Origin of the sequence: Methylomonas lenta (assembly GCF_001644015.1) — a bacterium.
GTDB lineage: Bacteria > Pseudomonadota > Gammaproteobacteria > Methylococcales > Methylomonadaceae > Methylomonas > Methylomonas lenta.
Genome location: NZ_LUUI01000159.1, coordinates 1 through 15146 on the forward strand (window position 1 = coordinate 1; position 15146 = coordinate 15146).

11 protein-coding genes and 1 tRNA gene are annotated in these 15146 nt (G+C 43.4%); all 12 read right to left on the minus strand.

Annotated elements, in window-relative coordinates:
* Positions 1-95 precede the first annotated feature (95 nt).
* Positions 96-2192, minus strand: a complete 2097-nt coding sequence (gene fusA / locus A1359_RS19860; RefSeq protein ID WP_066987619.1) for an elongation factor G — start codon at positions 2190-2192, stop codon at positions 96-98.
* Between the two features lie 24 nt (positions 2193-2216).
* A complete protein-coding gene (rpsG, locus tag A1359_RS19865; protein WP_066987622.1) occupies positions 2217-2687 on the minus strand; it encodes a 30S ribosomal protein S7 in 471 nt (156 codons plus the stop codon).
* 13 nt (positions 2688-2700) lie between these two features.
* Positions 2701-3075 carry a 30S ribosomal protein S12 gene (rpsL, locus tag A1359_RS19870; protein ID WP_066987624.1) on the minus strand — a complete coding sequence of 125 codons (375 nt, stop codon included), beginning with the start codon at positions 3073-3075 and terminating at the stop codon, positions 2701-2703.
* 151 nt (positions 3076-3226) lie between these two features.
* A complete protein-coding gene (rpoC, locus tag A1359_RS19875) occupies positions 3227-7450 on the minus strand; it encodes a DNA-directed RNA polymerase subunit beta' (RefSeq protein WP_066987626.1) in 4224 nt (1407 codons plus the stop codon).
* 78 nt (positions 7451-7528) lie between these two features.
* Positions 7529-11605, minus strand: a complete 4077-nt coding sequence (rpoB, locus tag A1359_RS19880) for a DNA-directed RNA polymerase subunit beta (RefSeq protein ID WP_066987628.1) — start codon at positions 11603-11605, stop codon at positions 7529-7531.
* 127 nt (positions 11606-11732) lie between these two features.
* Positions 11733-12101 carry a 50S ribosomal protein L7/L12 gene (gene rplL / locus A1359_RS19885; RefSeq protein WP_066987630.1) on the minus strand — a complete coding sequence of 123 codons (369 nt, stop codon included), beginning with the start codon at positions 12099-12101 and terminating at the stop codon, positions 11733-11735.
* A 45-nt stretch (positions 12102-12146) separates the two neighbouring features.
* A complete protein-coding gene (rplJ, locus tag A1359_RS19890; protein WP_066987631.1) occupies positions 12147-12641 on the minus strand; it encodes a 50S ribosomal protein L10 in 495 nt (164 codons plus the stop codon).
* A gap of 180 nt (positions 12642-12821) precedes the next feature.
* Entirely contained in the window at positions 12822-13517 is a 696-nt protein-coding gene (gene rplA, locus A1359_RS19895) for a 50S ribosomal protein L1 (RefSeq protein ID WP_066987633.1), read from the minus strand.
* Positions 13517-13948, minus strand: a complete 432-nt coding sequence (gene rplK / locus A1359_RS19900; RefSeq protein ID WP_066987635.1) for a 50S ribosomal protein L11 — start codon at positions 13946-13948, stop codon at positions 13517-13519. Before rplK ends, rplA begins: the two co-directional genes overlap by 1 nt.
* 102 nt (positions 13949-14050) lie before the next feature.
* Positions 14051-14584: a transcription termination/antitermination protein NusG gene (nusG, locus tag A1359_RS19905; RefSeq protein ID WP_066987637.1), complete on the minus strand. Its 534-nt coding sequence runs from the start codon at positions 14582-14584 to the stop codon at positions 14051-14053.
* Positions 14584-14964, minus strand: coding sequence for a preprotein translocase subunit SecE (secE, locus tag A1359_RS19910; protein WP_066987639.1), 381 nt, complete (start codon positions 14962-14964; stop codon positions 14584-14586). Before secE ends, nusG begins: the two co-directional genes overlap by 1 nt.
* Positions 14965-15002: 38 nt before the next feature.
* Positions 15003-15078: transfer RNA gene (locus A1359_RS19915), tRNA-Trp, on the minus strand.
* Between the last annotated feature and the right edge of the window lie 68 nt (positions 15079-15146).

Genomic DNA, 15146 nt, shown 5'->3' on the forward strand with positions numbered 1-15146 from the left:
CATGGTCAACGTGACCAATTGTGCCTACGTTTACGTGCGGTTTTTTTCTTTCAAATTTTTCTTTAGCCATGAGTCAACACCTGATATTTAAAGATTTAAGATACTTTTTTAATGATAGCATCTGCAATATTTGCAGGTGCTTCGCTATATTTTTCAAATTGCATACTGTATGTCGCCCTTCCCTGAGTTGCCGATCTTAAATCGGTTGCATAACCGAACATTTCAGCCAGCGGCACTTCACACTCGATTGTCTTTCCCGCTGGTACATCATCCATGCCGTGGATAATACCTCTACGACGATTGATATCTCCAACAACTTCACCCATATAGTCTTCTGGCGTAACCACTTCAACTTTCATTATGGGCTCCAGCAACACTGGCCTTGCAGTTTCGGCGCCATCCCTAAAAGCAATCGAACCTGCAATCTTGAAAGCCATTTCATTAGAATCAACATCGTGATATGACCCATCGATCAAGCTGACTTTAACATCTACAACCGGGTAGCCAGCTATTATGCCATTTTCCATCTGTTCTTGTATGCCTTTATCTGCAGCTGGAATGAATTCTTTTGGAATTACACCACCAATCACATCATTTACAAACAAATAACCAGAACCCAACTCCCTTGGCTCTAATCGCAAACAGACGTGCCCATATTGGCCTCGCCCACCTGTTTGCCTTATAAATTTACCTTCACACTCGACTGCTTTCCGAATAGTTTCGCGATAGGCAACTTGCGGAGCACCGACATTAGCAACTACATTAAATTCCCTTTTCATTCTATCAACCAGAATCTCGAGATGAAGCTCTCCCATGCCTGATATTATCGTCTGACCGGATTCCGCATCAGTGCTAACTCTAAAAGATGGGTCTTCTTGCGCTAGCCGAGCTAGAGCACTTCCCATTTTATCTTGGTCAGCCTTGCTCTTTGGCTCCACCGCTACCGCTATGACTGGCTCTGGAAATATCATTTTCTCAAGCAAGATCGGAGCATCCATACTACAAAACGTATCCCCGGTTACAACTTCTTTCATGCCTATAACAGCTGCAATATCGCCCGCACGCACTTCACTTACTTCTTCACGGCTATTAGCGTGCATTTGAACTATGCGACCTACCCGCTCTCTTTTACCTTTAATTGCATTTAAAATTGCATCGCCTGACTTAAGCACACCGGAATATACTCTTATAAATGTCAGAATCCCTACAAATGGATCAGAAGCAATTTTAAATGCAAGCGCTGAAAAAGGCTGCTCATCATCTGCTGTCCGCTCAACTTCAGTTTCCTTACCATCAACGAAACCTTTTATTGATGGCTTATCAACAGGAGACGGTAGATAGTCGAGCACACCATCAAGCAAACACTGTACACCCTTATTTTTAAAGGCAGAGCCACAAAAAACAGGTACCAGAGAGCTTTTTAATACCTGCTCTCTTATACCGAATTTGATCTCGTCATCAGATAAAACACCTTCATTAAGATATTTTTCTGTTAATTCTTCCGAGCTATCGGCAGCCACTTCAACGAGTTGCTCGCGATATTTAGAGGCGACGCCCATCATATCAGCAGGAATATCAGACTCTCGATGACTCACACCCAGATCATCCTGATCCCATTGAATAAATTTCATGCGAACCAAGTCTACAACACCAACAAAATTCTCTTCTGCCCCGACTGGCAATTGCATTACAACAACTGAAGCGCCTAACCTTGCTTTCATTTGCTCAACAACACGCAGAAAATTTGCGCCTGTTCTGTCCATCTTGTTGATAAATGCTAAACGCGGAACCTTGTATTTATCTGCTTGTCGCCATACTGCTTCAGATTGTGGCTCCACACCGCCTACAGCACAAAACACTGCACAAGCGCCATCTAAAACTCTGAGAGATCTCTCAACTTCAATTGTGAAATCAACATGCCCCGGAGTATCAATAATATTGATACGATGCCGAGCATAACCTCCATCCATCCCAGACCAGAAACAGGTTGTCGCAGCAGAGGTGATCGTGATACCCCTCTCCTGCTCTTGCTCCATCCAATCCATCGTGGCGGCGCCATCATGCACCTCACCCATCTTGTGAGACACACCGGTATAAAACAAAATGCGCTCGGTTGTTGTTGTCTTGCCCGCATCTATGTGGGCCATAATGCCAATATTACGATACAAATCTATTGGCGTTTTACGTGCCATAACAACAACCCGATTTACTAAACCTTACCAGCGATAATGAGCAAATGCTTTATTAGCTTCAGCCATTTTATGAGTATCTTCACGCTTCTTGGCAGCTGTACCGCGACCTTCCGAAGCATCGAGCAATTCACCGGCTAGTTTAGCGGCCATTGTTCTTTCATTTCGTTTTCTAGCGGCATCAATCAGCCAGCGCATAGATAAAGCAACGCGTCTTGCTGGTCGCACTTCGACAGGAACCTGGTATGTAGCCCCACCCACACGACGAGACTTAACCTCAACGCGAGGCTGAACGTTTTCTAATGCTTTAGCAACCAACTCCAATGCTTCAGCGTGTCCTTTGCTCTCGATTACATCCAAGGCACCATAAACTATGCCTTCAGCAACAGACTTTTTACCATCTTGCATGATCATGTTCATGAACTTAGACAGCATATCACTACCGAAACGTGGATCGGGATTGATTACTCTCTTTGCAGCAACTCTTCTTCTTGACATTTGATATCAGCCCTTATTTTTTAGGTCTTTTCGCGCCATACTTGGAGCGACCGCACTTTCTATCTTTGACGCCGGAAGTATCTAAACTTCCACGCACAACGTGGTAACGCACACCTGGCAAATCTTTTACACGACCACCGCGAATCAACACAACAGAATGTTCTTGTAAATTATGCCCTTCACCACCAATGTAACTACTAACTTCAGCACCATTGGTCAACCTAACCCTTGCTACTTTACGCAAAGCAGAGTTTGGTTTTTTTGGCGTCGTTGTATAGACACGAGTACAAACACCCCTTCTCTGAGGACATGCCTCTAAGGCTGGGACATTGGTTTTTTCAATTCTTTTAGCACGAGGCTTACGGACCAACTGATTGATCGTGGCCATTTTTAACTACTCCGATTTGCAATTTGTAACAAACAAAACCCCGTAAACAAACTAAAAGAAGTCCACGGCTGCCAGACCAAAACATCTTGACTCATGTGAGCAGAGCATAATACCCTCTTAAACTCACACGGTCAAGTTGTTTCAGCATTAATTATTCAATATTTAAAGCCTGTTTCAACGCTTCTTCAACATCAACTGCTTCAACAGGACTAATAGCAGATACATTATCCGCTAAAGCCTCAGCCGATCTACGTTTGCGGCGCTGCTCATGATAGGCCAGACCAGTTCCCGCCGGTATTAATCTACCGACGATTACATTTTCTTTCAAACCATTCAGACCATCGCTAATACCTCTAACAGCTGCATCGGTCAACACGCGTGTTGTTTCCTGGAAAGAAGCAGCAGAAATAAAGGATTCAGTCGCTAAAGAAGCTTTAGTGATACCCAGCAACAGAGATTCGTAACTAGCGGGAATTTTACCCTCTTTCTCTGCCTGCTCGTTGACGGCATTCATCAAGCTACGCTCAACCTGTTCACCCTTAACGAAGTCGGTTTCACCAGCAGCTGTAATTTCAACCTTACGTAACATTTGACGAATAATCGCCTCAATGTGCTTGTCGTTGATTTTCACACCTTGCAAGCGATAAACATCTTGAATTTCTTTGACTAAATAATCAGCCAATTCTTCGATGCCTCGGAGACGCAAAATATCATGCGGAGTTAATTCACCCTCAGCAATCGTTTCACCCTTCTCGACAAATTCACCTTCAAAAACCGTAATATGACGCCACTTTGGAATCAAGGTTTCATATTGCTCACCCTCAGAATCTGTAATGATTACACGCTGCTTACCTTTGGTTTCTTTACCAAAGGCAATCATACCAGTAGCTTCCGCAAGAATAGCCGGATCTTTGGTTTTACGCGCCTCAAACAAATCTGCGACTCGAGGTAAACCACCTGTGATATCACGGGTTTTACTTGATTCTTGTGGAATTCTCGCCAAAATATCACCTACCCGCACTTCAGCCCCATCCCTTACCCCAACAATAGCGCCTGCAGGCAAGAAGTATTGAGCTGGGATATCGGTGCCCGGCAGATTGATCAAGCCACCTTGCTCATCGACCAATCGAACCATTGGTCGCAATTCTTTACCCGCAGCACTTCTTTGCTTTGGATCGGTAACTACGCGAGAGGTTAAACCTGTCACCTCATCAGACTGTTCCTGGACAGTCATACCATCATGAAAATCCTGTAATTGGATAAACCCGCCCACCTCAGTAACAACCGGATGAGTATGTGGATCCCAATTGACAATGATGTCGCCCGCTTTAACCGGCCCACCATCCTCTGTTGAAAGAACCGCACCGTAAGGGATTTTATAGCGTTCACGTTCACGACCATAATCATCCATAACGCCAACTTCGCCCGATCTAGAGACCGCTACCAAGTTATTTTCACGATTTTTGACGGTTTTAAGGTTATTCAGCTTAACCGTACCAGCTGACTTAACCTGCACGCTACTGACAGCGGCAGATCTTGACGCAGCACCACCGATATGGAAAGTACGCATAGTCAACTGTGTACCTGGCTCACCGATAGATTGAGCAGCTACCACCCCTACAGCTTCACCAATATTGACTAAATGACCACGACCCAAATCACGACCATAACAGTTAGCACAAACACCTTGGCGCGATTCACAAGTAATTACTGAACGCACAACCATTTTATCGATGCCATTTTCTTCCAGCACAGAAATCAAATTTTCATCGATCATAGTCCCAGCTGGTATTAATACGGTATCCCCAGCCGGATCGGTGACATCAACTGCCGCTACTCGACCCAAGACCCGCTCTACCAATGGCTCAACTACGTCGCCGCCTTCAATGATTGGCATCATGACCAAACCATTTTGAGTGCCACAATCTGTTGATGAAATAACCAAATCTTGCGCAACATCGACCAAGCGACGAGTCAGGTAACCAGAGTTGGCTGTTTTAAGCGCAGTATCAGCCAAACCTTTCCGAGCACCATGTGTAGAAATAAAGTACTGCAATACGTCAAGACCTTCCCTGAAGTTCGCAGTAATCGGTGTCTCGATAATTGAACCATCCGGTTTGGCCATCAACCCGCGCATACCCGCTAATTGGCGGATCTGTGCAGCAGAACCCCTAGCACCCGATTCTGCCATCATAAAGATGGAGTTAAATGATTTTTGTGCTATCGACTTACCATTTTCATCTTTAAGAACGTCTCCATTTTCATCAAGCACCAAATCCTCGCCCAAACCTTCCATCATCACCTTGGCAACAAGGTCATTGGCCCGCGACCAAATATCGACAACTTTATTGTAACGTTCCCCATCCGTTACCAAACCGGATGAATATTGATTCTGGATTTCTTTCACTTCTGCTTCAGCAGCACGAATAATGTCGGCTTTTTTAGCAGGGATTTCCATATCTTCGATACCAAATGAAACGCCAGACCGGGTAGCATACCTAAAGCCTAAATACATGATTTTATCAGCTAAAACCACTGTTTCTTTGATGCCTAAATAGCGATAACTATAATTGATTAAGCGTGAAATATTTTTCTTGGTCATATCGACATTGACCAATTCATACGGCATGCCATCTGGGACAATTTCCCAAATTATTGCACGACCAACAGTTGTTTTCTTTCTGCTTACAATGGTCTCGACGACGCCATCACTGTTTTTCAGTTTTTCAGTAACTCGAATTTCAATTTTGCTTTGCAGTTCTACCGATTTACTATCCAACGCTTTCATCATTTCAGGCAAATCGGTAAAAATACTACCCTCACCTCTAGCATTGATTTTTTCTCGGCTAATGTAATACAAACCTAATACCACGTCTTGAGACGGGTTGATTACCGGCTCCCCATTTGCAGGCGATAAGATATTGTTTGTAGCCATCATCAAGGTTCGCGCTTCTAACTGAGCCTCGATAGACAGCGGAATATGCACTGCCATCTGGTCACCGTCAAAGTCAGCATTGAATGCGCTGCAAACCAATGGATGCAATTGAATTGCCTTACCTTCAATTAAAGTAGGCTCAAATGCTTGTATACCCAATCTATGCAACGTTGGCGCACGATTTAACAACACCGGGTGTTCGCGGATGACTTCTTCAAGAATATCCCAAACCTCGACACCTTCACGCTCTACCATTTTTTTGGCAGCTTTTATTGTTGTCGCCAACCCGCGCAACTGTAATTTACTGAAAATAAATGGCTTGAATAATTCCAAGGCCATTTTTTTAGGCAAACCACATTGATGCAACCTTAGGGTAGGCCCAACAACGATTACCGAACGCCCGGAATAATCTACTCGTTTACCTAGCAAGTTTTGACGGAAACGACCTTGTTTTCCTTTGATCATGTCTGCTAATGACTTCAAAGGACGTCTATTACTACCAGTAATTGCACGACCACGACGCCCATTATCAAGCAACGCATCTACAGATTCTTGCAGCATACGCTTTTCATTGCGAACAATAATGTCAGGCGCGTTCAAATCAAGCAAACGCGTCAAACGATTGTTTCTATTGATGACACGACGATATAGATCATTCAAATCTGAAGTAGCAAATCGTCCACCATCCAGCGGTACAAGCGGGCGCAACTCAGGCGGCAGCACTGGCAGCACGTGCATAATCATCCATTCAGGACGATTATTAGACGCTAACAGTGAATCTATCACCTTCAATCGCTTGGAAAATTTCTTTATTTTTGTATCTGAACTGGTGGAATTGATTTCTTCACGCAGCACATTGATTTCTTCTTTTAAATCAATCGATTTTAATAAATCATATATGGCCTCTGCGCCCATTTTGGCCACAAAATCATCGCCATGCTCTTCGACCGCATTCAAATATTCTTCATCAGTCAACGACTGACCTTTTTCCAGCGGAGACATGCCGGGATCAGTCACTACAAATGATTCGAAATATAACACCCGCTCAATTGAGCGGAGCGTCATATCCAACAATAATGCAATACGTGAAGGCAATGATTTTAAAAACCAAATGTGTGCCACAGGGCTGGCCAATTCAATATGACCCATGCGCTCCCGTCGAACTTTAGACAGCGTAACTTCAACGCCACATTTTTCACAGATTACGCCGCGATGTTTCAAGCGCTTATACTTACCGCATAAGCATTCGTAATCACTGATTGGACCAAATATTTTGGCACAAAACAAACCATCTCTTTCTGGCTTGAAAGTTCTGTAATTTATGGTCTCTGGTTTTTTGACCTCTCCAAACGACCATGAACGAATCATATCTGGTGAAGCCAAACCAATGCGGATAGTGTCAAAATCATCTGTACGACCTTGACGCTTTAAGAAATTCATTAAATCTTTCAAGAGCTTACCCTCTTTAAATGTGAGCCGTTATTGCATAGAATCCAGCAGTTTCGAATCATGCAGGTTTTAATCCTGCCCTAGTTCGATATTAACTGCTAACGAACGTATTTCTTTTATCAATACGTTAAAGGATTCCGGCATACCGGCTTCCATTGTGTGATTACCATCTACGATATTTTTATACATTCGAGTTCTACCGGTGACATCGTCTGATTTAACTGTCAGCATTTCCTGCAAGGTATATGCAGCACCATAAGCTTCCAGCGCCCAAACTTCCATCTCACCGAAACGTTGCCCACCAAACTGAGCTTTACCACCCAAAGGTTGCTGTGTGACCAGACTGTAAGGACCTGTAGATCGCGCATGCATTTTGTCATCAACCAAATGGTTCAATTTCAGCATATACATGTAACCTACAGTAACTTCACGCTCGAACGGTTCACCTGTTAATCCATCATACAAAACAGTTTGACCATGCTCAGGCAAGTCAGCCAGACGTAACATTTCCCGGATATCATCTTCCGAGGCACCATCGAAAACAGGTGTCGCCATTGGCACACCGCTAACAAGATTAGCTGCCAGCTCTAGAATTTCTTTGTCCGAGAAGGAGACCAGGTCTTCTTTCCGCCCACTACAATTGTATATTTTCTCCAGAAAACCTCTTATTTCTTGAATTTTGGCCTGCATTTCCAGCATTTTGCCAATTTTGATACCAAGACCTTTGGCCGCCCAACCCAAGTGAGTTTCCAATACCTGACCGACATTCATCCGAGAAGGAACCCCAAGTGGGTTCAATAAAATGTCGACAGGATTACCATCAGCAGTGTAAGGCATGTCTTCAATGGGAACGATCATTGAGATAACACCTTTGTTACCATGACGTCCAGCCATTTTATCGCCAGGTTGAATGCGTTTTTTAACAGCTAAATAAACTTTAACCATTTTTAACACACCAGGTGCCAAATCATCACCCATGGTGATTTTCTTCTTCTTCACCTCAAAACGTTCTTCGAATTCTTTACGTTGCTGTTCGATTTGTTCTGTTACAGACTCCAATTGTCTATTGGCTTCTTCGTCTTTAGTTCTAATCTTCAACAATTCAGAATGCGTTAATCCCTTTAAATAGACTTCTGTAATTTCTTCGCCTTTTTTCAGTCCATTCGGACCCTGTTCGGCAACTTTACCCGTCAATAAACTTTTCACCCTAGCCAAAATGTCGTGCTCGACAATTTTTAGCTGGTCGTCCAAATCCTTGCGGTAACGCTTGATTTCGGCTTCTTCGATTTCCAAAGCACGCTGATCTTTTTTGACGCCATCCCGTGTAAATACCTGGACATCGATGACCGTACCACGGACGTTATTTGGTACGCGCAACGAAGTATCTTTAACGTCAGCGGCTTTTTCTCCAAAGATGGCACGTAGTAACTTTTCTTCAGGCGTTAATTGCGTCTCGCCTTTCGGCGTAACTTTGCCCACCAGAATATCGCCGCCCTTGACTTCAGCACCAACATAAACGATGCCTGACTCATCTAATTTTGATAAGGCTTCTTCACTGACATTAGGGATGTCTGCGGTGATTTCTTCAGGACTATGTTTGGTTTCACGCGCAACACAGGTTTTTTCTTCAATGTGAATGGTTGTAAACCTGTCTTCTTTAACGACGCGCTCAGAGACTAAAATAGAATCTTCGAAGTTATAACCATTCCAAGGCATGAAAGCGATCAGCATATTCTGACCTAATGCCAATTCACCCAAATCAGTAGAAGGTCCATCGGCCAGAATATCGCCTTTCGTAACGATATCGCCTAACTTGACCAAGGGCTTCTGATTAATACATGTATTTTGATTAGACCGCGTGTACTTAATCAGGTTATAGATATCCACACCAGGAACACCCGCTATGGTTTCATCATCATTTGCCCTGACTACGATACGACCTGCGTCAACCGCTTCAACTCGACCACCACGCGTTGCCACCACGGTAACGCCTGAGTCCTTCGCAACCACGCGCTCCATACCTGTTCCCACTAAGGGCTTCTCTGCCCGCAAAGTAGGTACAGCTTGCCGCTGCATGTTCGACCCCATTAAGGCGCGGTTAGCATCGTCATGCTCTAAGAACGGAATGATGGATGCCGCAACAGATACAATCTGTTTTGAGGATACATCCATATATTGCACGGTATCCGAATTCGCCAAGGTAAATTCATCTTTGTAGCGACAAGAAACTAATCCTTCGATCAATTTACCGTTTTCATCCATGGCCACGCTGGATTGAGCAATAACGTACTCGCCTTCTTCAATCGCGGAAATGTAATCAACTTGATCGGTAACCTGACCACTAATCACCCTACGATAGGGTGTTTCCAAAAACCCATAATCATTGGTACGTGCATAGACCGACAATGAGTTGATCAAACCAATGTTTGGACCCTCTGGTGTCTCAATTGGACAAACACGACCATAGTGAGTGGTGTGTACGTCACGTACTTCAAAACCTGCTCGTTCACGAGCCAAACCACCAGGACCCAAAGCCGATACACGACGCTTATGCGTAACTTGGGATAATGGATTGTTTTGATCCATAAACTGCGAAAGTTGGCTTGAGCCAAAGAATTCTTTCACTGCAGCCGAAACCGGCTTTGCGTTGATAATTTCTTGCGGCATAAGTCCTTCTGAATCCGCTAGCGTCAAACGTTCTCTTACTGCACGTTCGACGCGTACCAATCCAATCCGGAACTGATTTTCTATCATTTCGCCAACAGATCGCACTCGTCTGTTACCTAAATGATCGATATCGTCAACCACTCCATTGCCGTTTCTGATCTTAATCAATTCTTTCAGAACATCAATGATGTCTTCTTTACTCAGCGTACCCGTACCTTCCGTTTCTTCTCTTCCCAGTCTACGATTAAACTTCATCCTTCCGACGGCTGACAAATCGTAGCGGTCTTCTGTAAAAAACAGATTGGCAAACAGGTTTTCAGCAGAATCGACGGTTGGCGGTTCACCAGGTCGCATCATGCGATAAATCTCCACCAACGCCTCCATACGATTGGTAGTGGTGTCAAGCGTCATGGAATTGGAAATGTATGGACCACGATCCAAATCATTGACATACAGAGTGTTAATTTCGCTAACACCCGCTTCAATCAACTTTTCAAGCAAAGCATCTGTCAATTCATCGTTAACATTGGCAATCAATTCGCCTGTGCTTTTGTCGATAATGTTATGGCCAAGAATCTTGCCAAAAAGATAATCTTTTGGCACTTCAATTTCTGAAACACCTGATTTTTCCAATAAGCGAACATGTTTTGCAGTAATACGCCGTCCTTCTTCAACGATTACGGCGCCGTCATGTTTGATGTCGAAAACCGCCATTTCGCCACGCAACCTATCAGGGATAAGGTGGAACATGACTTTGTCGGCATTCAACGAGAATTTGTTGGTTTCGAAGAAAATGTTAATCATTTCTTCATTGTCATAGCTTAAAGCACGCAGCAATATTGTTGCTGGAATCTTCCGACGTCTATCTATGCGAACATAAACCGCATCTTTATGGTCAAACTCGAAATCCAACCATGATCCACGATAAGGGATTACGCGTGCATTGAATAATAGTTTCCCTGACGAATGGGTCTTGCCTTTATCGTGATCGAAAAACACACCAGGGGATCTGTGTAATTGTGAAACAATGACTCGCTCTGTTCCATTAATCACAAAGGTACCGTTATCTGTCATCAACGGCAGTTCACCCATGTAAACTTCCTGTTCACGGATATCTTTAACAACTTTTGTGCTTCCAGGTGCGTCTTTATCGTATATGACCAATCGCACTAAAACCCTGAGTGGGGCCGAATAAGTTGCACCACGTTGTTGGCACTCTCTTACATCGAAAGCAGGTTCCCCCAAGCGATATTTTACATACTCCAGCACTGCATATCCCGAGTGACTTACTACTGGGAATACGCTGGAAAATGCAGCATGTAAACCTAGATTTCGTCTTTTTTCAGGTTGCATACCTGCTTGCAAAAAACTTGCATACGAATCAATTTGTGTTGCTAAAAGATAAGGCACTTCAAGTACTTCAGTACCTTTGCCAAAATTATTACGGATACGCTTTTTTTCGGTAAAAGAATAGGCCATATTGCTTCTATACCTTCGTCATCAGAGATTATTTACTACTGCTTGCTTTACAAGCAGTAAAAGGCCGACGACAAAATGCCGCCAGCCCGGTTTGATAGGCTTACGCCTGATAAGCAATCAAAGATGCTTATTTGATTTCGCAGGTTGCACCTGCCGCTTCCAACTCAGCTTTAGCTGCGTCAGCATCAGCTTTGTTCACACCTTCTTTCAGAGTAGTTGGCGCACCTTCTACTGCATCTTTTGCTTCTTTCAAGCCCAATCCTGTCATACCGCGAACCGCTTTAATTACAGCGACTTTATTTTCGCCATAACCGGTTAAGATAACATCAAATTCGGTTTGCTCTTCTACAACAGCTGCTGCTGCTACAGGTCCTGCAGCAACTGCTGCTGCAGCAGAAACGCCAAATTTTTCTTCCATCGCTGAAATCAGATCAACGATTTCCATAACAGTCATGTTTGCTACTGCGTCTAGAATATCTTGTTGTGAAATTGCCATTATGTATTCCTCTAAATTTTTTCGTAATAACTAGTTGATTCGAAATTATGCCGCTTCTTTCTCATCTCTGATTGCAGCCAGAGTACGAGCCAGTTTTTCAACCGGTGCTTTCATGACAGACATCAGTATGCTGATACCCTGATCACGAGTCGGCAATTTAGCCAACCGTTCAAGTTCAGAGCCATCAAATACTTGCCCACCAATTGCGACTAATTTAGTAATTAGACTTTTATGCGTTTTGGAAAATTCACTGACTAAGCGAGCAGCACAGCCCGGATCTTCCATTGAAAACGCAAGAATGAGGGGACCAACTAGTCCTTCCTGCATACATTCGAACTCAGTCCCAACGACCGCACGCTTTGCCAGAGTATTTTTTACCACTCGCAAATATACACCCGTTTCTCTCGCGGTTTTACGCAGCTCTGTCAATTCAGTAACTGTCAAACCCCGATATTCTGCTGCAACTGCAGAATGGGCTTTAGCGGCGAATTCAGCAACTTCCTCTACGACAACTTTTTTGCTATCTAAATTGAGTGCCACATCTACCTCCGGTAGTTCCCTGATAAATACCAGGATCTATGAAACGCATCTTACGATGCCCCTTACGGTTTCTTTCCCCAAATCGGATCCAGTTTCCCGTCTGCGTAGGAATATTAAGCCTTAAGCTCCTACGGTCTTTGACGGCTGCCGAGATTCGGCAACCCAAAGTCTTTTTCGTTTTTAGATTTCTAGACTGCTTTGATCAATCCATAGACCTGGGCCCATGGTAGAAGACAGCGATATTTTCTTTAAATAAATACCTTTTGCTGCAGTAGGCTTGGCTTTTTTCAAATCCGCTACCAAAAACTCTAGATTTTGCTTAATAGAGTTTTCATCAAAAGAAACCTTACCAATTGAGCAGTGAATAATGCCTGATTTATCAGTACGATATCTAACCTGACCGGATTTGGCATTTTTCACAGCGGTCACTACGTCAGGGGTAACAGTGCCGACTTTAGGGTTTGGCATCAAGCCTCTTGGACCTAAAATCTGACCTAATTGACCTACAACGCGCATTGCATCGGGCGACGCAATAACCACATCAAAATTCATCTCGCCACGCTTAACCTGCTCAGCCAGATCATCCATACCAACAATATCTGCACCTGCTTCTTTGGCAGCATCCGCATTTGGACCTTGTGTAAATACTGCTACTCGCACAGTTTTACCTGTTCCGTTAGGTAACACTGATGCACCACGTACATTTTGATCTGATTTTCTTGGATCAACACCCAAATTTACACTTACATCTAATGACTCGTCGAACTTGCTATTGGCAAATTCTTTCAGCAAACTCACAGCTTCCGTTACCGTGTATTGTTTTGCGCTGGATACTTTTGTTTTAATTGCTTTTGCTTTTTTGCTGAGCTTAGCCATTACATGCCCTCCACGTTCAGACCCATACTGCGGGCACTTCCCGCAATAATTCGGATGGCTGCATCCATATCAGCAGCATTCAAATCTTCCATTTTAGTTTTTGCTATTTCTTCTAATTGCGCACGCGTTACCGTACCCACTTTGTTTGAGTTAGGTTTGCTGCTGCCACTTTTAATACCAACAGCTTTTTTTAGCAAAATTGAAGCAGGTGGTGTTTTAGTGATGAAGGTAAAGCTTTTATCACTATAAACTGTGATCACAACAGGTAATGGCAAGCCTTTTTCAACTTCCTGTGTGCGTGCATTAAATGCTTTACAGAATTCCATGATGTTTACACCACGTTGACCTAACGCAGGACCAACTGGAGGACTTGGATTTGCCTCACCGGCTTTTACTTGCAACTTGATATACGAATCAATTTTTTTTGCCATTTTTTACTCCTAGACGGGTGCAAACGCGTTTAAGCTCCCCAACAAACAAAAATCCCTGCCATAACAAAATGGCAAGGATTCGTAAAATTCTTACTTAAAGATTTAGGCTTTTTCTACCTGAACAAAACCAAGCTCAACCGGTGTAGAACGACCAAATATCAGAACAGATACCCGCAAACGACTTTTTTCGTAATTAACTTCTTCGATATTACCGTTGAAATCTTTAAATGGGCCATCGATAATCCTAACCACCTCACCCGCCTCAAACAAGACTTTTGGCCTTGGCTTGTTTACGCCTTCTTCAACCCGACTTAGAATAGCCATTGCTTCTTTATCTGAAATTGGAGTTGGTTTATCTGATGCTCCACCAATAAATCCAAGCACCCTTGGCACATTTCTAACTAAATGCCAGGTCTCATCATTCAATTCCATTTGTACAAGCACGTAACCAGGAAAAAACTTTCGTTCACTTTTCCTTTGCTGCCCCATCTTCATCTCGACAACTTCTTCAGTCGGAACAAGGATTTTACCGAAATAGTTTTCTAAGCCGTCGCGCTTTATGCGCTCTTCCATCGCCTGCTTGACTTTATTTTCATAATTAGAATATGCATGCACAACATACCATCTAAGCGACATTATTGAATCCCCTGATTCATTAAAAGCTGAACAGCCCAGAACAGAAACATATCTAACAACCAAAGAATTAAACCAACTATGAACACCATGGCAAACACTAACAAAGTGGTGCGAACTGTTTCATCACGAGTAGGCCAAACCACTCGTTTCATTTCATGTTTGGATTCGAGCATGAACTGCCATAGGGATTGGCCCTTTGCTGTAGTGAAACAGATACCTACAGACAAAGCTACAATGGCAACCAAGCCCAAAACTCTATAAATAAATAGGATGTCAGCGAAATGATAGAACGCAATTACGCCAACAATGATTAAAAACGGGCAAATTACCAGTTTTACAATATCAGCTACTGACGTAGCCTGCTCTGCTTGTGCATTCATTTATTATTCTTGTAAATATTTTGAATTGTTTTCAGAAATGGCAGGCCAGGAGGGACTCGAACCCCCAACTTGCGGTTTTGGAGACCGCTGCTCTACCAATTGAACTACTGACCTATTTCAGAAAACTCTACTTCAAATGTAACTTAATTATTCGATGATTGATGCAACAACACCCGCACCAA